Origin of the sequence: Christiangramia oceanisediminis (assembly GCF_022570735.2) — a bacterium.
GTDB classification, from domain to species: Bacteria; Bacteroidota; Bacteroidia; order Flavobacteriales; family Flavobacteriaceae; genus Christiangramia; species Christiangramia oceanisediminis.
Genome location: NZ_JANCNS010000001.1, coordinates 25460 through 46917 on the forward strand (window position 1 = coordinate 25460; position 21458 = coordinate 46917).

The window sequence follows — 21458 nt, forward strand, 5'->3', positions numbered from 1 at the left end:
GTCGGCCGTAAGGCGGCGAGTTCCTGAAATTTAGCTATTGAACGAAAAATTCTGGTAAATGTTCGGAAGCCTTGATTTTTTGCTTCTTTTTTATCAAGAAAAAAGAAGAAGAAACAGTTTAAAGATTGATTTGAAACAGATTAATGCCTGCGATCGAAATGACAAAACAAGATCTAAGGATTAAGGTTGGGAATATTAGTTATTCATTATTCGCTATTCATTATAAATTATCAATCTCAAAGGAAGCTAAAAGCCGACTGAGAAATTTCTTAGGAAGGCAACTTCTTAATTTTTACTTTCAATACCTTTTTCCTATTAAAAAGCATCCTTCGACTGCGCTCAGGATGACAAGGTCATTTCGAGGAAGGAAGACCGACTGAGAGATCTCTAAAGGATATTGCTAAACCAGATTTCTCCCTTTCGGTCGAAATGACAACAATATATCGCTGAATGTTTATTGACTATTGTTTATTGATCCTTGTCAATTGTCAATTCACCACTGCTTCCTGCAACTGCATACTGCTTACCGGAGATCACTGTCCTCTAAAAAAGATCACTGTACTCATGGTTTTTAGCAGAATACTGAGATCCAGGAAGATCCCGCGATGTTTGATATAATATAGATCATACTGAAGTTTCTCAAGGCTATCCTCATGACAATCCCCATAATTCGCCATCACCTGTGCCCAGCCTGTAAGTCCGGGTTTGATGATATGCCGGGTTTCGTAAAACGGAATCAGTTCAGAAAGTTCCTTTACAAAAACGGGACGTTCAGGTCTTGGGCCTATAAGGCTCATATCTCCCCGTAACACATTATAGAACTGGGGTACTTCGTCGAGTCGGGATCTTCTAAGAAACTTCCCGAATTTTGTGACCCGGTAATCATTGACCTGTGCGTATTGAGGTCCGTTAGTTTCAGCATCCTTTACCATCGTTCGTAGTTTAAGGATCTTAAAAACTTTCCCGTGTTTCCCAACCCGGTCCTGATTATAGAACAGATTTCCACGGTTACCCATAAAATTACCGAGAAGTACGAAAGGTATCAACAAGGATCCAAGAACAATCCCTACCAGGGAAACCAGAATATCAAAGAACCGAAATACCAGCTGGTAGAACTTATTTTGATTGCTCCTGCTAAAAGGGAAATACCGGTAAAAATCTTTATCCACGTTCTGAACAGGGATCCGGCGGGTGATCTCTTCATAAACCTGGGTATAATCCTTGATAGGAAAGCCCTGTTTAAGCAAGTCGCTCAACTGGTTGTAAAGGGAAAGCATCAAGCCTTTCTGATAAGCGCTGGCCACCACGATCTCGTGAATATGGTATTTCCTGATAGCAGACTGAAGCTCTTCAACCTCGAAATGCATCAGTTTCTCTGCCTCGAAATCGGCTCTGAACTTATGATCGGTGTTGATATAACCAACTATCACATAGTTAGGATCGGTCTTTTGAAGCGCTTCTGCGATCAATTTTATATCAAAGGAATCTCCCACTACCACCACCCTTTTATAGAATCGAGGGGATGAAATAAGACTGATATACAGAAACCTCCATACCAGCAAAGCGATGGTAATGGATAGCAGGAAAAACAAAATTTGCAAACGATTATTGGGCAAACTTGGGGTAAAGAAGGGAGTAAGGATATAAAATAATACAGTTAAGCTGGAGGTAAGCAGTACGTTCTTAACCACACTATCAAAACGGTCGGCCTTTTGAAGGTCGTAGAGTTCAAACACACTGGCAAAAAGGTTCAAATAAAGGAGGAATACCAGGGTCCAGGTCCAGTAATCGGGATTGATCTTGAAATAGTCGAATTGAAACACGATGCCAACAACTGCAAGGGTGAGTAGAACCGCAAGCATATCGAAAAGCCGCAGAAGCAGTTTTCGTTCCGAGATCTCAAAGTGGATAAGGGGTTTCTCAGACATAGCAGTCTAGATTTTCGGCAGGGCTAAAGATATAATTTTTAATCTAGCAATTCTAACCACAGCGCCTTAACCTGTTCCCAGTCGAAGTTTTTTACTTTCGTCCTACCGTTTTCACTTATTCTTTCAGCCAGTCCTGGCTCGTTCAAAAGTCGGCAAATGGCAGCAGCCATTTCCTGAGCATCGCCAGGCGGAACCAGAAGTCCGTTTTCTTCATGATCGATCAGGTAAGGTATTCCGCCTACATTGGTAGAAATAACCGGTAATCCCAATGCCATGGCTTCGATCAGGCTAACCGGGGTATTATCTATATTGGTGGTATTGATAAAAATATCACAGTCCCGGGATAAAGCAAGCCATTCTTGTTTAGATAATTTCCCGGTAAAATGAACCGGAAGTTGTTTTTGCTCAGCTATTTTTTTCAGTTCGTTTAAACTCCCGTCCTTATCAGGCCCCACCATAATAAGTTTTACATCGGGCCTGGTCTTCCGTAATAACTCTATAGTCTCAAGAGCCAGCAATGGATTGTAAACCTGATCGAAAGCCCTTAGCCATAGAATACTCGGTCTGGACTCAGACCTTTGTTGATAGGGATATTTTTCAATTTCGATCCAGTTCGGAATGAGCTTTAAATTGCTGAAGAAAGGATTCAGTTTTTGGAGCAAAAATCCGGAAGGTGCTATATTCGCACTGGCCGATCTGAAAATTTCGATGATCCATTCAGGGGATTTCCGGAATCGTTCATCAAGCTTTCCACCATGAAGAATGAAAATATAAGGTATCTTATTTCTTTTACATATCCATCCGCAGGCCACTGCATACCAGAAATTCATCGTACTATAGGTATCTATAAGAACTACATCCACATTCTGCCCTTTTGTAAGAACTTTAGAAAGCATATGCCCCAGTCGTGCGGGCTTATTTTTTATAGATGATATGGCCACGACACGAAATCCCAGGTCCTGCAGTTTTGGAGGCAGCGTATCTGCACTGGTAGGGGCATAACCATGTTTTTCAAGCTTATTTCCAATATAAAGGATCTTCTTCATGAAAGCACCTTGTTCCATTGTTCTTTTACCAGGGTCCAGTCAAAGCTATCCACCTTATTCCGGGCATTCAGACAGATCTCATGAGCTTTCTCCGGATTTTCGATCAAATCGACAATGACTTTGGCCATGGCCTGCTCATCGGCTTCGGGAACAAGGATGCCATCATGTTCATTTTCGATGAGATCGGGCATCCCACCCACATCGGTGCTCACCGTGGCCAGCCCGAGACTCATCGCCTCGATCACACTGATCGGTGTGTTATCTATGGAGGTGGTATTGATAAAGAAATCATAATTATTGGCAAGGCGTGACCAATGTTTCTTTTTCAGTTTCCCGGTAAATCGAACGTCAAGATCAAATTTTTTCGCAATGCTTTTACAACTATTCATGCTACCATCCTTTTCGGGACCTACCATACAAAGGCTGGCCTGAGGATATTTTGCTTTCAGGATCTGCAGAACCTGGATCGCCATCATTGGGTTATATCGTTTCTGAAACCTCCTTACCCAAAGCAGTTTGGGTCGAAACTCCTGTCTTTCCTTAAACGGATAATTGACGGTATTAATCGAATTGGGGATGATCTTTGTATTCTTAAAGCCATAAGTCTGGAAACTGTCATACAGGAACCTGGAAGGTGCGATATTAACTTTTGAATTGGCGAAAAGGGAAGTACTTAGCTTTTTGGATCCTTCCAGCCTTTCCGGAAGATTCCCCCCATGAAGAATGGGGATATATTCCATTTTTAAAGCCTGGCAGGCTTTCCCAACCAGGTAGGCATAGTAGAAGTTGGTCGCCCCATAAGTATCGATCAGAACGATATCGGTAGTTTCCTTATACCGAAGGATCATCCCGATCATCTCAGCCAGCCGGAGCGCTTTGTTGCTTTTGGTGGAAGCAGTTTTTACCTCGTAACCCTCCTTCCTTAACGCCTTACTGAAAAAGGAAATATAGGTCGCGGTAAAGCTATTAACCCGCAAGTCGTTTCCTATGTACAGTATTCTTTTTTTCATCTACGATATATAAAAGCGCCAGTCCATATACAAAGGCCGGAAGCGCGATGCGCATTGCGGAGTGGTTAATGGTCATAAACCAGAAGGCTACAAAGGCCAGGAAATAAAAATTATTTTGAAATTTAAACCAGAAAACCAATGGAACAAAGATAAGAATACATAGAGCAACTATTCCCAGAAACCCATGTTCTGATAATAAACGACTTATTTCATTGTGGGTATTGATCTCAATTCCTAAATTTTCTTCTCTATATTCCCTACCTTTTCCTACTCCAATACCTATAACAGGATTTCTATAAAAGGCTGTTAATTCGGTTTCGATCAATTCCACACGTCCAGTAGTAATATCTTCTTTAAGCTGACCCGCCGCATTCCGGTTGGTATATCTATTACCGATTAAACCTCCCGTTTCGAGGGAACTAAAAAACCAAACTAATGCAAAAATGCTTACCATTCCGATTATACGAAAGTTTGTTCCTTCGATCCTTTTTGCATCCTGTTTGTAATAAAAAAATATTAGAAAAGAAATGATACATATGATAGCCGTCAAAACACCTCCTCTTGAAAAAGTGATTACGGCCCGGTAACCCATTAACATTAATAAACCAATATCAATCATATTAACCTTCTGATTTCTAATGGTGAATAATCTTGTACAAATAAGAAAGCAGCCTAAACCGAATACTGTTGAAATCTGGTTTGGTCCAAAACCTCCGGTAGCCGCATAATTCCCGGATAGACTAATACGCACCTCATCCATACTTGGGGTATAAAAATAGAGGTACACCATCTGGGCTACAATTGGCATAAGCAGCATAAGTAAAACCCTTTGAAAATCTTCCTTTTTGATCTTTTTATAATAACAGTAAAGAGCTGAAACTCCTAAACACACAGGCCCTGTAATATTAAAGGCGATCAGTTTCCTGAATTCCGCATCGTAACTAATAGTATAAGACGCCACCACCACACCGGGGAAAAGAATCAAAAGATAAAGCCAGTAAGGAGTTGTTTTTGAACTGGCTCCTTTAAAAAACATACCTATTAACAGGTACACTATAACCGCATATTTGCCAGTTTCATAAAAGAAAAGGGCCCCAGTTTGTCGAAAGAAAACTTCACCACCAGCGATATAAGCAGCTGCCATCAAGGCTTCATTCCCCTTATTTTTTCTATCAATTATAACAAATAAAAAGGCAGCCATAATACCTAGCAGGATAAGTTTTGAAAAACCGGGAAACAAATAGATTGCAAAACCAAAACCAAAATGTAATAGCAGCATTTTGATATAGAATTGATTATTTATCCTTTCGGCAGTTATCATAGGCTTCGAATAAAGTCCAGGTATGAGGTAAAAATAGCCTTTTGTGAGTATTCTGAATATATTTTATCCTGAAATCCAGAAGCATTTTTCTGCCTTAAATTATAATCATTGGCCATTAATTGTATTGAACTTGCAAGGGCTACTGGATTTGCAGGCTCTACTAATTCCCCATGACTACCCAAAACCTCCGGAATCTCTCCTACGGCTGTACTAACCACTGCCAATCCTGATGCTCCATATTCCAGTATTGCAAGAGGTAATCCTTCCGATCTTGAAGAAAGAATTCCTATATGCATTCGCTCCAGAACTTTCCGCGGCTCTTTCATTGCCCCGTGAAATTCTATATAATCTCTTTTCTCGATTTCCTTCTCAATACGTCTTGAGTATTCCGAGGAAAAGGTTTTGCCAATTAGGTGAAGTCGAAAACTCAATTTTCCCAAAAGCCTGTCGCAGGCATCCAATAAGGTGTCATGATCTTTTTGCTCCCTCAGATTCGCCAGGCATACCAGTTGAATTTCTGTTTTAGAAAATTCCGCGAGAATTTGTGATTTAATTCCTAGATCAATAAAATTTTTCAGCTTAACGATATTAGAACATTGCAACTCCTTTTTAGCCCAGTCTTTTAGATGCCTGTTCACACAAATGATCCCATCAAAACTTTGAGAAAAGAAACGAAGCAGGTTTTTATCCCTCTGGTCTAAAAATTCACTATTACCATAGTGATCATGCCAGACCAGTTTGAAATCCATTCCCAGTCTTTTTAACAATGCGGGAAAAAACCAGGAGGTACCGTGAGCCTGTACAACTTCAATATTATGGGTAGAAATAAATTTCCTTAATCGCAGAAGAGCTAGGATATCCAGTGTATGTTTTTTATTTATAAAATGATATTCCACGTCTTTAGATAACAATTCCCTGAAAATGCCTTTCTGGCGAGTGCTAATTAAATAGGAAGTTATCCTCTCTGATGCTAACATATTAGCATAATTCACCGCTAAACGTTCTGCTCCTCCTGGATGTAAAGTGTCTATCAGTTGAAGAATTTTCATAAGAATTTCCTGATTGATTCATGAAACTTCTCCAATGTATAGTTACGAGCCCATTCGGTTGATTTTTCAGACATTTTTTTCAATTTTTCGGGGTCGCTTAAAAATACCTCAATTTTCGAAGTCGCATCATTAACCTCAGGATCTATCAAAATTCCACGTTTTCCATATCCAAGCATCCAGGGCACACAGGATACCGGGGTTGCAATAGGAATACAGCCAAAAAACATACCCTCTGCCAGGGCTTTTGGCCAGCCTTCACTTTTAGATGGGAGGATAACGAAATGAGAGTCCTGAAGTTCTTTTTTTATCGTTTCCACATCTTTTACTCCCCTTAAATGAACAACATCCTGAAGAGCTTTAGATCGAATATATTCTTCCAGAGCACTTTCCAGGGGGCCGTTGCCAAATATATCCAGGGAGACCTGATGACCTCTGGACCTCATCTGCTCAATGATCTTAATAGCCAGGTTTGGTCTCTTTCCATTTACAAGGCTTCCGAGGAAGCTGAACCTAAAATCTCCCTGAAAGCTTTTGGAAAACTCGATTTTATCAGACTCACTGAAGCTGGCCGTATAAAAAGGTATTAGGTTCTTACGATCTTTCATATCCTCCCATTCTCCGTAAATTAAGACTTTTGCATTCTTTGTAAGAAAACGATTCCTTAATATCCATTTCTGAAATCTGTATGACATGGGCTGTTCACTTCTAGGGTCCCAGTTTCCGGCATACTTAACCGTTTTTTTCTTCCCGGGAAAGAATATCTGTATTATACATGCCAGCAAACCGATATTTCCGGGACACCGAATATGAATATGCTGGGTTCCAATCATTTCGATAAAAATCATCGGAATAATAAAAATAACACGGAATATACTTTTGATACTTTCGGGAATATTTTTGAAATACAGTTGAGGAATAGCGATCAGTTTAGCATGCTGGTGATCATAGGCATATTCATTAGGCGCAACACCCCCCTTTAGCCTGGGAGCCACTATTCTAATTTCATCAAAACTGGAGGTCCATAAATTTATTTCCCGAACATAAGGACCATATGAATAAATTTTATCTTCGAATTCCTTATGTGGAGCATGACTAAAGATTGTGAACCTCATTAATAGTCTAGGATTTATTTTGCATCAGCATCGTTAAGTGCATGCTTCTGAATACTCTTTTATCAGATTTCTGGGAAATGTCCCAGTCTTCATTATGCCATTTTTTTCCAATAGCGACCTTTTTAGCCTCATTGATTGGCATTAAGTTCAAAAGAAAACTCCATTTTGCCTTACCGAAAATTGATCTCCTATCCAAAACTTTAAACTCAGAATGATATTTTAAAATCACTTTCTTGGTAAAAGGCCACTCCCAGTCCTTATCGCTTTGAAAAGGACGGTACAGGGTCCTTACTATTTTTAATGGTAAACTGGTTTGAATAGGATCATAGCTAATCACCACACCATCTGTAGTCAGTTTGTTTTTTAATTTCTGAATTAATTCATCGGTATCCTTAAAATGGTGCAGTACGCCATAAGCATAAATAACATCAAATTCCCTTTCTTTGAAACTATCAGATAAAAAATCAATTGCTATCGCATCTGCACCAGGAAATTTATTTATTCGCTTTTTTAGTGAATTAATTGCAGGTTCACTCAGGTCAATCCCTATATATTCTCTGGAATTTTCTGCTAGATAGTATGAAAGGGAATTACCTGCATAACAACCCAGATCAAGTACCTTTTTATCATTTAGGTCTCCAAGCCATTTTTTATGGAGTTCATAAACTTGAGCTTCTGCTCCTATTTTTTTTCGCAAATCTCTAAATAGTGAATTCCTAATGCCATACCAGATTTTAGTAGCACGGTTCTTCTGAAAATTCTTATAGAATTCTGCCTGCCTTTCATTCACCGTTTTGTTCTGAGCCTTTGGTTTCACTTTCAAACCTTGGATTTTCTGGTGGCCAGGTAAAAATATTCAGAAATCCTTCCTTTCACTTCTAACCAGGCCCCGGATTCGTGGTCTAAAATAGCATTTTTTATACGGATACCTATCAGAAGAAAGTTTATAAGATTCCATTTTAGGATAGCCTTCAATCCTGTTTTAGGATATTTCACTTTCCAGACATAATATCCATTTCGAATCATCATTCTCCCGTATTTAAAATAATCTGGCCTGCCTGAAGCATCATGAAAATGCTGAACCTGGGCGGCAGTATTTACGTACAATTGACCGATCCTGGAAGCTCTCAGACAAAAATCCATATCTTCATATAAGCTATAGCCTTCAAAATACGTAGAGAATTTTATTTTTTCAAAAAGTTCCTTTTTATAAGAAGAAACCCCTCCCATAAAGAATTCTGCTTTATAGCTTTTACCCGATGGAGGCAGGAAACTGATTGCCAATCCGTGTGAGAATTCGGGCATATAGCCCGGTGGCCTGTTAGACAATAAACCTAAACGCTTTCTTAGATTATTTCGCTGTCCAAGTTTACGCGTATACCCATCTATAACAAAATCATCAGCTTTCGGAATATAATCCTCTCCAATCTTCTTCCATTCTGTTTCATCTTTGATCCATCCTCCCACAGCAATCGCATCCGGCTTTTCAGTGTAAGTCTTTATTAGCTCTCTGAAATAATCTTTTTCGAGTACGATATCATCGTCAAGGAAACAAATTATATCTACATTTCCACTTTTTGTTATTCCGAAATTTCGTTGTCTTGTTAGCCCCCTATCTTTATCCTCAACCTGGAAATACTGTAGATTAGAAAATTTCATGTTTTCCAGCATTTCTTTGGTGTCCGATCCATTAGAACCATCTACAATAATTATCTCATTTGGAGAAAGGCTCTGTTGTTCAACCGACCTTAGCAATCTTTCAAGCGAATCAGACCGTTCATAAGTACATACGATCAAACTAAATGTATGCAGATTTCCGCTTCTCATCCGCTAATATCTTTTTTTTGCAAACCATCACACAAATCTTCGCTCCTTGTCCATCGCTCCTGCATAAACCTGTAATACTTTATAGGATTTCTAACCGACTGTTTTCTGTAAAATTTCAGGAATAAAGAAGCTTTATAGCCTCTGATCATTTCCGGCGTATAATGCTTCTTTATCAGATACATCATAGTTGGAGACGGTTTAGGTTCTACATCTTTAGTTTCCCATTCATTGATCCCGGTTGACCTGAATCCTCCACGTTCAGCTTTGAGATGTGTAAACCTCAACCCCGGATGGAATATAATATCACAGCCTTTATCCCTTAATTGTAATCCAAAATCAAGATCTTCCCCAAACCCAAATTCCAGCACTTCATCAAATGCACATTGCCTGGCCAGGCTTGATCTGACTATAGACGTACCCGAACCAAAGGCTCCCCATTGTTTTATATTTCGGAATACCACCTCTTCACCGGGTTGTAAACAGGCCAGGTTCAAAGCATCAACCTGAAGCCTATGCAATTCTCCTACCGAACGCTCTAAGATATCTGCAGGAAGCCTGATATCATCGTCTGCCAGAAAAACCCATTTTGAGCTGACTTCCTTTAAAGCAATATTCCTGGCATTGCAGGCTCCGGATTGATGTATGAATTTATGAATGATCTTAAATGGCCAGTCATTATTGATAAAATACAGTTCAGTTTCTGCAGAGGTATCCGGATTCTGTTCAACGATTATTACGTTTGTAGGAGGTATTGTTTGTTCCTTAAGGTCCTTAAGAACCTGGTGAACATGTTTTGCTCTTCCTAATGATGGGATCACTACGTCCAGATCTTCCTGATCGATTTCTAATTTATCTTTTAACTCGACCTCGTCCAGGTCGATATTTTTCTGAAAAAGGCTTTTTACACTTAAGCCCGCTATCAAATTCCTAAAGGAAATCTCCTTTTCGTACTTTTTCAAACAGTGTGACAACACCCATAACCATTCTTTCTTATAATGCTGACCAACGAAAGTGAACAATTCAGCATTACTCGCCTGAAACTCGAGTTTCTCACTATTTTCCTGATTCACCAGTCCTGGATCGGAGTAACAGAAAAGAGAATTCTGCTGTCCTATTTTAGCCATGGAATTTATCAGGTACCCAAAACTCTTTTGAACTCTTAAAAGCTGTCGGAACTTTATCGCTGTTTTTCCAAAGATCCCGCCAACGTCTGTACTCATTAGCCAGGTAGGATATTTTACATTTGGTTTAGGATTGATGAATGGCAGTTGATCTACATAACCCATATCATCTGAAAAATAACGTGTCCTGATAGCAAAAGAGACCATGATATTATGATGGGCGAAGAGCTCTTTGAAGTAAGTTCTATTTAGCTTATCAAATTGTCTTTTTTCGATCCACACCAGTATTTCCTCCGGATAATTCTGTGCAAGTTCCCAGAAAGCTTCCACAAGAGAATCGCATTTGATCGACAACTCTTTCCCTTCCCGAAAAACTTTGTCGAAAATTTTACCTTCCTGGTGTATCAAATAGATCATCTGGGACAGAATTAATTCAAATCTTTCTTTTCAATAAGTTCCTGATAGAACTCAATGTTTCGCTCTGCAACCACCTTGCTTGAAAACTTCCTTACAACCAGTTCTCTGGCTGCTTTTCCCATCCTTTTTGACAGCTCACTATCCTCAAGTAAATCCAGAATTCTTGAAGCGTATAATTTGTGATCCCTGGGATCTGTCATATAACCGGTTTTCCCATCTATCATCACCTCAGGTGCCCATCCAATATTGGAAGTGACCAGGGCTTTTTCCATGGCCATAGCCTCTATCCAGGTCATGGGCAATGCCTCGGCAAAACTAGGTAAAACCACAAGGCTTGCTTTTTCTAATTCTTCTCTAACCTTCGAATAATCCAAAGATCCAATATACTCAAATCGCTTTATTGCATTTTGACTAAGTTTATTTTTAAATAATTCCAGGCTTGAAATATTTTCAAAAATATCAACCACATCTCTTCCGGCCAGGATTAACTTTACTTCCGGATTGTCCCTGACCACCCGATTAAAGATCTCTGCCAGTTCCAGGACGCCTTTCTTCCTTATTAAGCTGCCGAAATATAATATTCTACCTGGTACCGGCTCAATTATTGAAGCTTGAAAATCATCAATTCGTATACTATTAGGAATCACCTTATATTTCCTTTTAAGGTCGAAGATCTCCATAGTTTTTTTTCCCGTAAAATCGCTAACCGAAACAATTGAATCTGCATTTTTAAGGGCGCTCCTTTCAAAAAGCCGATTTTTATATTTTTGCTGCCTTTTTTCCAATTCACAAAAATAGCCGTCACTCCCGTTCAACCTGATCACATGTGGAACGGAAAATTTCATAAAAGCCGTAATTCCGGTCCAGTCAGGAGTTTCCAGGATATCAATTCCCTTCTCGGCAATAAGTTTGTTGATTGTTTTTTCGAGGTGTTTCCGATAAAAATACCAGCCACCAAATGGATATTCCCGCTGTTTGACATGGTAGAATTGAATACCACTTTCAGAAAAATTCTGGTCGCTTTCCTGACCATAAATTAGAACGCTTACCTTTTCACCTTTTTCCACCAGGGCTTCAGCCATATTCCGAATGCTGGTACCCAATCCACCCGAAGCTGTACTAAGTTTATGCGGATATTCCGGAGTTAAATAGGCGATATGCATCTATGATTACTTTATGATTAGTTGGAATTCTTGAGTTATTTGGCTATTTGCTTTACCATCTGATGCATTAATAATTTTGTACCATTGTTTTGTAATTTCAACACTATCAGACGTATTATTTTTAGCCAACATAATCACATCCTCAATTTCTTGTACTTCATTTATCCAGTATACCGCTCCTCTATCTGGCATTGACCGAAAATGAACATATTCATAAATTTCCCGAACATCCTTTTTCAAATTAGGAATATCAGGAATATAATTAATATAGGCGCAGGCTTTATCTCTTGTCGCAAAATCAAACACCATCGATGAAGCCACATTGATCACCATAAAACTATGCTGGATAATATTGGTTTGAAGGATCATATCGGCACGGGTAGGCATTACCTGATCCCAGCTGCCTTCACCTCCACTCCATTCAGGATCAACAGGCTTAATCACATCGCTATATTCCTCGATCACCGTGTCATATCTCTCCGAAAAATCTACCGGGCATCTTCTGAAGATCACTCCCAGTTCTTCCCCATTTCGATTCAGTTTTCGAACGGTTTCAGCAACATCTTTTAAGAAAATTTCATCATGTGGTGAGGTAGTGATGTCATCTCCTGAAAAACATAAATAGTCTTTCTCTGGATTCAAACCGTATTTCTTAAAAAAATCCTTCCGTGACATGATCACTTCCTCTTTATAATGTATTTCAAATTGAGGAGTTCCGGTTATTTTAACCTGTTGTTCCTGAATAAACGGGTAATATTCAAGCAATTCATTTTTCATATAATTGCTCCAGACGAAGTAAAAATCCGTATCGATTACTTTGGTAGCCTTCGGTAAATTATCCCAGGAAAAGATAAAACAGGCAGTAGGTATTCCTAAATCTTTCGCCGCTGTAACAGGTGCGATGGCATTTACCGGTCGCTGGTTTGCACAGAATACCAGGTCTGGTGCTTCATTTTTTAATACTTCCCTGCAATCCTTGTAATATTGAGATTTTCTCTCAGATCCAATTATCCTTGATCTTAACACCTCCAATCCTTTTTCTCCTGAATGTATTCTGCGAAGCCAGGAAACGATAAGATTCTTGATCTTATTTTTTATTCCTTTAGAAGAATTCCTGAACTCATACTTTTCATAAATAGGATCCCTAAACCTGTCTTTAAAGTGATCGAGTTCTGCCAGAATCTTAGCTCTCTTGTAGAGATCGGTTATGACTCGTGGCCTTGGTTTAAGTTTGATCTCTTTTTCACCTTCCCCGGCAATATCATAAGTAGTGGCGTTCCAGTAAACGATCTGCAGACCGGCTTCCCTGGCTATATCAGGAAAATCGGTAAATAAAAAATTCCTGAGGCTAACGCCATCTGGAATAATGACAAGAATTTTCTTCTTTTTCAAAAATATGGGTTCATTGGGAATTCAAATATAGAAAACCCATTGGGTTATTGGTAGTTTTTTAAAAGAAGAGCAGTATTGATCCATTGCCACAGAAAAAAGCTATGACCCTTTTCATTTTTCCTATAAGATTTCCATTCTCTTTCCATAAGATCAAAATCGAACCAAATTGCATATCTGCATTCCTTTAGGTCCTGTAAACTTTGCTCTACAAAAGGAACTAATTCGCTTCCTAACCATTCCCGCTGTGGAGTTTGAAGAGGACGTTTAGGTGCCTCGGCTACCTCAAAAGGCACAAATTCCTTTACGATCTCCCGCAAAAGGAATTTATGAACTCCTCCCCTGATCTTCATATTCTCGGGAAGTCCGAATGCAAATTCTACTAATCTGTAATCCAAAAATGGTTCTCTTAATTCGGTAGAAGCAGCCATCGAAACCCTGTCGTTAAAACGCAGCGTCCTTGGAAGTTTAGTATAAAAAAGATCCCGATATTGTAGATTTTGAACTCTTGAGGAAAAAGGTTCCGGGTATTGAGGTTGCTTTCCTAATTCTCCAAAATCTCTGCTGAGAACTTCCGGTTTAAAAGCTGATTCCTTTCCAACTCCCTGAATTAAGTTGTTAGTATTACTCGAATAATAGTCATATCCAGCCCATTGTTCATCCATCCCCTGACCATCCAGAAGCACCTTCATCCCATCCTCACTGGCTTGTCTGAATATCTTTGAATAGGCCAGCGTGGGAATTCCACCAAATGGCTCATCCTGGTAATCACTGATAATTTCTGCCAGCTGCGGTACTTCTGCTGAATTTAGTCTAACCATCTCCAATGGATTGCCGGTATTTGCGATCATCTGTTCTACCCAGGGCAATTCATCATATCTTTCATCACCAGTATAGAAAGTATAAGCACGAATATTATGATTAGGGTGGAGGTGGTTCACCAGGGCAAGTAAAAGCGAACTATCCACTCCCCCACTTAGATTAAAGCCAACCTGGACATCGGCCCTGAACCTTAATTTTATAGCATCCTCCAGCAGATTCAGGTAATTATTTTTTATCTCTGCTTCTGAGCCAGAATCAGAAGCTCCGTCTTTTATCCTCTTTTCAAAATTATACCAGCAGTATTTTTGCAAACTTCCTTCCTGATATTCCAGGAAATATCCACCGGGCAATTGCGAAATATTGGAATAAAAGGTTTCCTCTGGCATTCCATAACTCCCATAACTAAAATAATTAGCCCAGGCAGTTTCATTCACTACTTTATTAACTATAGTATGAATGGCCTTTATCTCGCTGCAGAAAATAAAAGAGCCTTGATTATGAGAATAATAAAATGGTTTTACTCCGAAACGATCTCTTGCCGCAAATACCTTTTTCTTATCCTGGTCCCAGATAGCAAAAGCGAACATTCCATTCAGTTTTTCAAGGCAATCTTTTCCATAGATTATGTAAGAAGCCAGCAGGACCTCGGTGTCTGAGCTCGTTCTGAACTGATATCGATTTCCTATCTCTTCTCTTAGCTCTTTATAATTATAGATCTCACCGTTAAATACCAGATGGTATCTACCGGTTGGATCAATAAAAGGCTGGTTAGCATCCTCTGAAAGATCGATTATTGAAAGTCGGTTATGACCAAGAATACAGTTTTTGCTTTTGTAAATTGCCGAATGATCGGGCCCTCGATGTCCCATGCTTTCCAGCATTTTTTGCATGTTTTCTTTAAAGTGACTAGCACCTATGATTCCGGCGATTCCACACATATTCAGGACCTTTGCAATTCTTCAGCCTTTTTCCAATCGGAAGGGGTGTCGATATTCACGTACGGATCCATGGTAGTGTCTACAAAGCCGATCTTATCTCCAAGGAGAGAATTTTCAAAAATGCTTTCGGTTCGGGTTACGTAAACCGCTCCATCGCGGTGATAAGCCCTTGGTAATTCCTGTCGCCTGGGAATTGGATATCTTTCCCCTGTAGCTATTTTTAGCTGCCCCCCTTGTTCTTCAAAGGCCCAGTGTGGATTATATTCAGCAGGGATCTCTCGTACGCTTATAACAGAGTCATAATTTCCCATTTGCATTCTTGCGATGGCTTCATCGATTAGCCCTTCTCTTCTATAGGGTGTGGTAGGTTGGAGCAAACATACAGCCTCAAAAATTTCATTCTTTTCTTTGAAGAATTGAAGGGCGTGTTTAATGACCTCAAGACTTGGTGTATCATCAGCAGCTAATCCTGCAGGTCTTTTAAATGGTACTTCCGCAGCATTCTCCCTGGCTACAGCCAGGATTGACTCATCATCTGAACTAACCACTAATCTGGAAAGCAGTTTAGACTTTTTTGCAGCATCTATACTATAGACTATAAGTGGTTTCTCACCCAGCAATTTTATATTCTTTCCGGGAATTCCCTTACTTCCTCCCCTGGCTGTGATCAGTCCGAGTATTTTCATCCTTAAAGATTTGATATTATTGGATAATCCCGATCAATCAAGGATTTATTATTTAAGTAATCAACGAGCATCCCTTTTTCAAAATTTTTATAAGCCTTTCTCAGCTTATCAATATTCAGATCTTTAATTCTACAAATTATTCCTGAATCTTTTTGTTTCTGCGGGATTATTTTTCCTGTATTATATTTATCAAGAACTTTCGGAAATATTTCGCCTGCCTGTTCGATAACGGCATTTCCTATCTCATGTAGTCCCATATCTTTTTTTAGTTCAGGCCGAAACTGATGTAAAATGGCACCGGCATCCACCATTGTGGTTGCTAGATGAAAAGTTGCACCGACGAATTCGGGTCTTCCATCTATCAGAGGAAAAAGATTGGTCGCTGAACCTTTATACCATGGGGAAAGCCCTAGATGAAGATTGATGAATTGATTTGGAAATGTATCTAAAAGTTTTTTTTGAATAATGGATGTTCCAAAAAGCAGAATATAATCGGGTGATATATCTTTTAAGACTTCTAAAGTCAATTCAGAATTGATCTCCCCATGTGGCAATTTTAATTGAAGAATTTCAGAAGGCAACTCTTCCTGCCCGAAAAATTCGATCTCAGCTTCCTCTCTATTCTGAAAATGTTGCTTCTGAAATAAAGCTTCTTCTTCGGTTAAGGAGTTGGTTTCAGAAATCCTGGATGACTTTGCCTCGGTTACAACCAGTTTTAAATCAGTATGCTTCTGTAAACATCTCCCTATATAACGGTGCCGGTAACTTGTGCTGGTTAAAAGAACGGTTTTCATAGCTCTACCATTTAGAAAAATCGGGATCCTGGAATAAGGTTGTTGTTTTAAAGAGATTTGCCTTACCGCCTGGAAGGTCATTACAGTCATACCTACCCAACAGATAACGGTTCCCGGAAGTATCTCTATTCAGAGCTCTTTCCATCGTAAAAGCGACCTCAAAACCTGCATTTTGCAATATCTTTTCCAGTCCCTTAGAAGCTTCATACGAACCGTATGGATAACTGAAGGATCGCGCCCTGGCTCCAAATTCATCTTCAAAAAATTGCTGGGTATTCTTCAAATTTTCCTGCGCCTCATCCAAATTTAGCATTCCCAGTGGATCGTGATGGTGCCCATGTGAACCAAGATTGTCATTGCTCCAGAGTTCCTGTAATTGCTGGCTGGTCATATATAGTTTATCTACGACCACTGATTCATTGAAGTGATTTTCAAACAAACGATCTGTAAATTGTTTTAACTCCTTTAATCCGAGTTTAAAATTGAGCAGATATTTTAGTGTGGCTACCTCTTCTGAATCATAGTTATAATGTGCTGTGGCTTTGGAAACTTCTTCCGTATCAAGGCAAATGCTAGATTTTTTTTCAATTTCATTTAATAGGCTCGAAGGTGGAACCTTGGATCTTAATAGATGAATTTTATGAACAAGGGAAACTTTCCTTTCAGTGAAATTAGAAGTATTTACAAAACAAATAAATGGAATCTTCAGTTCGTCAAGAATGGGTTTTGCCAAATCAAACTGTTCTTTTAACCCATCATCAAAAGTTATTAATATGGCCTTATCATTTTCAGGTATACCCTCTAAGACCTCTGCCTGAGAAACAAAACGGCCATATTTCGCCAGTTCTTTTAACTGATCCTTGAACTGTTTTGGGCTTAGACCATATATACTTGGGTAGTCTGCATTAAAATCATGACGGATATAGTGAAAATTGGCAACTGCAAGCATTTTAGTAATGGATACTTTTTGAGGATGTCAGTTTAACTGCCGAAAGAATATCCGCGATCTTTTTCCCTGAATCGCCATTACCATATATTGTAGAGGAAGGAAAATGCCCTTTTCCATTCAATTCCATTATTTTTTCCAGAATCTCCTTTCTGTTATAACCAACATGGCAAACATTTTCAGCCTTTAACCTTCTATGCTGCCTGCTACCGATATCAAGAGCCGGTACACCTAGATAACTACATTCTCTTATCCCGGCACTGGAGTTTCCGATGATCATTTTTGAATGCTTTAATAATCGTAAAAAATCGAGTGAATCCATGTTCTTGAAAAAATGAATGTTTTCAGGATCTTTCTTTTCCCTGAATGTTCTGATGCCGTTTGAAGTACCGTCAGATCCCGCATCTACATTTGGCCAGAACCAGAAGGCAGGTATACCTGATTCTGCAACAGCGTAAAGTGTTTCCATGACATGCTGTCTGGACTCTGCGTATTCCGAGGTAACCGGATGTTGCATCACTACGATATAACCATCTTGCCAATCGATCCTTTTTCCTACTCCACCATATTTCTCAAGAGGATCAAAAGTTAATTTGGGTTCATTGATTATTTCCCTGGCAAGATCAATGGAAGGACAACCGGTATTGATCACCATTTCAGGATCCTCTCCTAATTTGATCACGCGCTCCCTTGCGTCTTCATTGGAAACCAGGTGCAGATCCGCCAGTTTGGTATTGGCGTGTCTCACCTTCTCGTCTATACTACCGGTTACTTCTCCACCCTGCAAATGAATAAGTGGAATGTTCTGATAGGCCGCTGCTATTGAGGTAGCAATGGTTTCGAAGCGGTCGGCGATGGTAATGACAGCGTCTGGCTGTAAATTATAAAATACATTGGTAAGTTCCATAAGACCCAGACCTGTAGTCTTAGCCATAGTTGTTGGATTCTCTCCCTCGAGCACCATAAAGACCTTAGCGTTGGCAACAAAACCATCTTTTTTTATAAAATCTGCCGCATTCCCATATCGATCGAGCAAAGCTGAACCGGCGATCACCAACTGTAATTCCAGGTTCTCATGTTGGTGAATTGCTTTTAAGGCGGACCTCACTCTACTGTAGGAAGGACGGGCCGTAATTACTACACAGATTTTACGTTTCATGAGAAATAATCTCTTTTAAAATATTTTAATTTCATTATAACCTTTGTTTTAAACCAAAAAGCCAACTGTTCTAGATTAGGATTTATAAAAATCAACTTTATACCCCCCTGAAATTCATTAGGATCCTTTTTAGAAAATTTGCTATTTCTTTTGATGGAAACCATTGGCGCAAATTTGTGCTTAGGAAACATAAACCTTAAACTTTCAACTTGGTCTTTTCTATCCCCTTCTATTATTAGAATACATCTTGGACTTATGCTGTCTTTTAAGTTCTCTAAATACTCTTCCTTTCCATCAATTACTATTAAATCAAATTTAATATCTCGCGGTAAATAATGAATACCATGGAATAAACGTAGCTCTCCATACGAATCCCCTAAGTTTCCAGGAATCTGATCCAGGCAGAACCTGTTATTCTCAATACCGTAAACAATAGGCTGGAAGCCAAAACCAGCTTTTATGATAGAATCAGATATTGTACCGATCCCCACTCCTACTTCCAGGATATGTTTGGGCTGAAATTTTTTGATCAGTTTAATAATCTGCAGCACTGCATATTCACTGGCTATATACTGGCTACCTTCAGCCTGGGTGAATTTCCTGTGCTGTCTCTTTGTAAAATCTTTAATTGGAGTCAAGGTCATCCCAGTTTAAAAATTCCCACTGCTTAAGTTCTCTTTTGATAGGTTTCCCAATAACCTGCCGAAATTCGCTGGCCGGTATCCCTATTAATGCTGGTTTTTTGGCTTCCAGATCTTCAAAGCTCAAGACATGTCCGGTGTTCAGGGTTTTATTTACGGAAAGTGACTTTTCAAATATCTTTTTTAAGTCTGAAAAAATGGTATTATCCGATTTATCAACTGGATGTCCCAGCGCAACTTCAATATTCCTAACCGCCCTTACAAGATTTTTAATTTCATCGATCTGGAGAGAAGAAGATGCATCAGGCCCAAAACTCTTACGACTGAAAACCACATGAAATTCCAGGATCTCGGCGCCCAATGTAATTGCCGCTATGCAGGTTTCGGGTCGGGCAGAATGATCGGAATAACCCGTTTTTAGACCATAGCATTGCTTCAGCTCAGGAATCACGTTTAATCCGTAATTTTCCGGTTGGGTAGGGTAAGATGTGGTACACTGTAAAATGGATAGCTCTACATCCCGTTCTTTCAAAAATGCGATGGTTTGATCGAGTTCCTCGTAAGAACTCATACCAGAAGATAAGATCACTGGTTTTCCAGTCCTGGCAACCTTTTCCAGCAAAAGGAAATTCGTTATCTCACCTGAACCTATCTTATATCTTTTAACCCCTAATTCTTCTAATAGGTCCACCGCAGCATTACTAAATGGTGAAGCAAGGAATTCAACTCCTTTTTCCTCACATCTTGATTTTAATAACTGCCATTGTTCAATTGAAAACTCCATACGTTTCCAATAATCAAAGCGTGAATTATCCTGTTTTGAGAATTTGATACGGAAAGGTTCATATTTGCTGCTTTCAGCTTCTGCTATATGAACCTGGAATTTTACGGTATCTATACCAGTTTCTGCCAAAGCATCGATATAACTCATTGCCATGCCCAGGCTTCCGTCATGGGCCTGCCCAATTTCAGCAATGATTTCAATTTTATTCTTCATTCCAGTTCTATTCGAAATTCGATACTTTTCAGATCACTTGCAATTTTAAAAGAATAATTGGCATCTCGATACTGGAACAGGATCTTTTTAAGAATTAAATCATTTACTTCCTTTAACGTTAAGTATATCTGAGTTTGTTTACCCATTACCTTCTTAAGGCTATACTTATTGCTGCCATAAAAAGGATCCAATGTGAAATTTGCTTTTACAACCCCTTTTATTGATTTTAACTCTTCCTCTAGAAAGTGTTCTACATGTGCTTTGATATTCAGGATTTGCATCGAATAATCGGGTTTGGCAAGCCTCGCAGCCCTGGCTGGATCTATGATAGTTCCCATCCTGTGCTGGCTTTTAGGCCTTATGATTCCTCGTTTCTTATTTCGCAGGTAGTGACGCTCATTGATACGCATGATATTCTTTAGCCGTGGTTTTTCGGTGATCAGTTCATCTTCCGATCCTGAAAAGCTCTTATGCCATTGATGATAAAAGAGGTCCCTGTCACATTTTTTACGCTTCAAACCATTGGCTTCCATCCTGTCGAATAGATCCACATCCTCTGCACCGTAAAAATGAAAAAACTCGTCAAAACCATCAATATCCTGAAAGGCATTCCTGCTGGCCAGGATCATTCCATTTACATTACCAAATCGATCTGCTTTCAAATCATCGAACTGACTTTGATCGTGTAATTCTTTTGATTGCTCTTTGCTTAAATACCCCAATGAAAAAAGATAAAAAGCTTCAGGTGTACACATATCCTCAAAATGACTGGTAGCCATTGAGTGAAATACCAGATCAACATCGGCAATGAAAATATAAGGAGTATCGGCATTTAAGATACCATAATTAAGAGCCTTACTTTTATTCCATAGTACCTGGGAAACATCGAGGGCATGCAAATCTGCAAAAGGGTATTCCTGAAAAATCCTTTGATAAGCCTGAACCAATTCCTTCGAACTGCCGTAATCAACAAAAATAACCTGGAAATTATGTTTTTCCTGCCTTCTCAAAGACTCCAGGCTAATCCGAATCCGGTCCTGGTCCTTTTCTCGGTTGGCGTATATGATAGTTATTTTCGGGGGCATACAATTC

General features: G+C 39.3%; 19 protein-coding genes. All 19 read right to left on the reverse strand.

Features of this window, described 5'->3' with window-relative positions:
- Window positions 1-533: 533 nt before the first annotated feature.
- Genes MKO06_RS00115 through MKO06_RS00205 form a run of 19 tightly spaced genes read right to left on the reverse strand, consistent with a single transcriptional unit; the run spans window position 534 to window position 21451 of the window.
- Complete coding sequence (locus MKO06_RS00115) at window positions 534-1928, reverse strand: sugar transferase (RefSeq protein WP_241550287.1); 1395 nt, start codon at window positions 1926-1928, stop codon at window positions 534-536.
- Window positions 1929-1966: 38 nt separating this feature from the next.
- Complete coding sequence (locus MKO06_RS00120) at window positions 1967-2974, reverse strand: glycosyltransferase family 4 protein (RefSeq protein WP_241550288.1); 1008 nt, start codon at window positions 2972-2974, stop codon at window positions 1967-1969.
- Window positions 2971-3984, reverse strand: coding sequence for a glycosyltransferase family 4 protein (locus MKO06_RS00125; protein ID WP_241550289.1), 1014 nt, complete (start codon window positions 3982-3984; stop codon window positions 2971-2973). Before MKO06_RS00125 ends, MKO06_RS00120 begins: the two co-directional genes overlap by 4 nt.
- The gene (locus MKO06_RS00130; RefSeq protein ID WP_241550290.1) at window positions 3941-5263 is read right to left on the reverse strand and encodes an O-antigen ligase family protein; all 1323 of its coding nucleotides are present in this window, start codon (window positions 5261-5263) and stop codon (window positions 3941-3943) included. The genes MKO06_RS00125 and MKO06_RS00130 overlap by 44 nt, the downstream gene beginning before the upstream one ends.
- A 38-nt stretch (window positions 5264-5301) precedes the next feature.
- Window positions 5302-6354: a glycosyltransferase gene (locus MKO06_RS00135; RefSeq protein ID WP_241550291.1), complete on the reverse strand. Its 1053-nt coding sequence runs from the start codon at window positions 6352-6354 to the stop codon at window positions 5302-5304.
- Complete coding sequence (locus MKO06_RS00140) at window positions 6351-7466, reverse strand: glycosyltransferase family 4 protein (protein ID WP_241550297.1); 1116 nt, start codon at window positions 7464-7466, stop codon at window positions 6351-6353. The genes MKO06_RS00135 and MKO06_RS00140 overlap by 4 nt, the downstream gene beginning before the upstream one ends.
- A gap of 7 nt (window positions 7467-7473) precedes the next feature.
- Complete coding sequence (locus MKO06_RS00145; protein WP_241551039.1) at window positions 7474-8283, reverse strand: class I SAM-dependent methyltransferase; 810 nt, start codon at window positions 8281-8283, stop codon at window positions 7474-7476.
- Between the two features lie 2 nt (window positions 8284-8285).
- On the reverse strand, window positions 8286-9293 hold the full coding sequence (locus MKO06_RS00150) for a glycosyltransferase family 2 protein (RefSeq protein WP_241550298.1): 1008 nt from the start codon (window positions 9291-9293) through the stop codon (window positions 8286-8288).
- Window positions 9290-10831, reverse strand: coding sequence for a glycosyltransferase family 2 protein (locus tag MKO06_RS00155; RefSeq protein ID WP_241550299.1), 1542 nt, complete (start codon window positions 10829-10831; stop codon window positions 9290-9292). The genes MKO06_RS00150 and MKO06_RS00155 overlap by 4 nt, the downstream gene beginning before the upstream one ends.
- 11 nt (window positions 10832-10842) lie before the next feature.
- Window positions 10843-11994 (reverse strand): glycosyltransferase family 4 protein, encoded by a 1152-nt coding sequence (locus MKO06_RS00160; protein ID WP_241550301.1) that lies wholly within the window; start codon window positions 11992-11994, stop codon window positions 10843-10845.
- A 6-nt stretch (window positions 11995-12000) separates the two neighbouring features.
- Entirely contained in the window at window positions 12001-13386 is a 1386-nt protein-coding gene (locus MKO06_RS00165; RefSeq protein ID WP_241550302.1) for a UDP-glycosyltransferase, read from the reverse strand.
- 44 nt (window positions 13387-13430) lie between these two features.
- A complete protein-coding gene (gene asnB, locus MKO06_RS00170) occupies window positions 13431-15143 on the reverse strand; it encodes an asparagine synthase (glutamine-hydrolyzing) (RefSeq protein ID WP_241550304.1) in 1713 nt (570 codons plus the stop codon).
- A gap of 2 nt (window positions 15144-15145) precedes the next feature.
- Complete coding sequence (locus MKO06_RS00175) at window positions 15146-15829, reverse strand: acylneuraminate cytidylyltransferase family protein (protein ID WP_241550306.1); 684 nt, start codon at window positions 15827-15829, stop codon at window positions 15146-15148.
- 2 nt (window positions 15830-15831) lie between these two features.
- Window positions 15832-16623 carry a formyltransferase family protein gene (locus MKO06_RS00180; RefSeq protein WP_241550315.1) on the reverse strand — a complete coding sequence of 264 codons (792 nt, stop codon included), beginning with the start codon at window positions 16621-16623 and terminating at the stop codon, window positions 15832-15834.
- A 4-nt stretch (window positions 16624-16627) separates the two neighbouring features.
- A complete protein-coding gene (locus MKO06_RS00185) occupies window positions 16628-17572 on the reverse strand; it encodes a polysaccharide deacetylase family protein (protein WP_241550318.1) in 945 nt (314 codons plus the stop codon).
- A gap of 1 nt (window position 17573) precedes the next feature.
- Window positions 17574-18728 carry a UDP-N-acetylglucosamine 2-epimerase gene (neuC, locus tag MKO06_RS00190; protein ID WP_241550319.1) on the reverse strand — a complete coding sequence of 385 codons (1155 nt, stop codon included), beginning with the start codon at window positions 18726-18728 and terminating at the stop codon, window positions 17574-17576.
- Window positions 18725-19366 (reverse strand): O-methyltransferase, encoded by a 642-nt coding sequence (locus tag MKO06_RS00195; protein WP_241550320.1) that lies wholly within the window; start codon window positions 19364-19366, stop codon window positions 18725-18727. The genes neuC and MKO06_RS00195 overlap by 4 nt, the downstream gene beginning before the upstream one ends.
- Window positions 19353-20366 carry an N-acetylneuraminate synthase family protein gene (locus MKO06_RS00200; protein WP_241550321.1) on the reverse strand — a complete coding sequence of 338 codons (1014 nt, stop codon included), beginning with the start codon at window positions 20364-20366 and terminating at the stop codon, window positions 19353-19355. Before MKO06_RS00200 ends, MKO06_RS00195 begins: the two co-directional genes overlap by 14 nt.
- Window positions 20363-21451 carry a glycosyltransferase family 2 protein gene (locus tag MKO06_RS00205; RefSeq protein ID WP_241550322.1) on the reverse strand — a complete coding sequence of 363 codons (1089 nt, stop codon included), beginning with the start codon at window positions 21449-21451 and terminating at the stop codon, window positions 20363-20365. The genes MKO06_RS00200 and MKO06_RS00205 overlap by 4 nt, the downstream gene beginning before the upstream one ends.
- Window positions 21452-21458 lie beyond the last annotated feature (7 nt).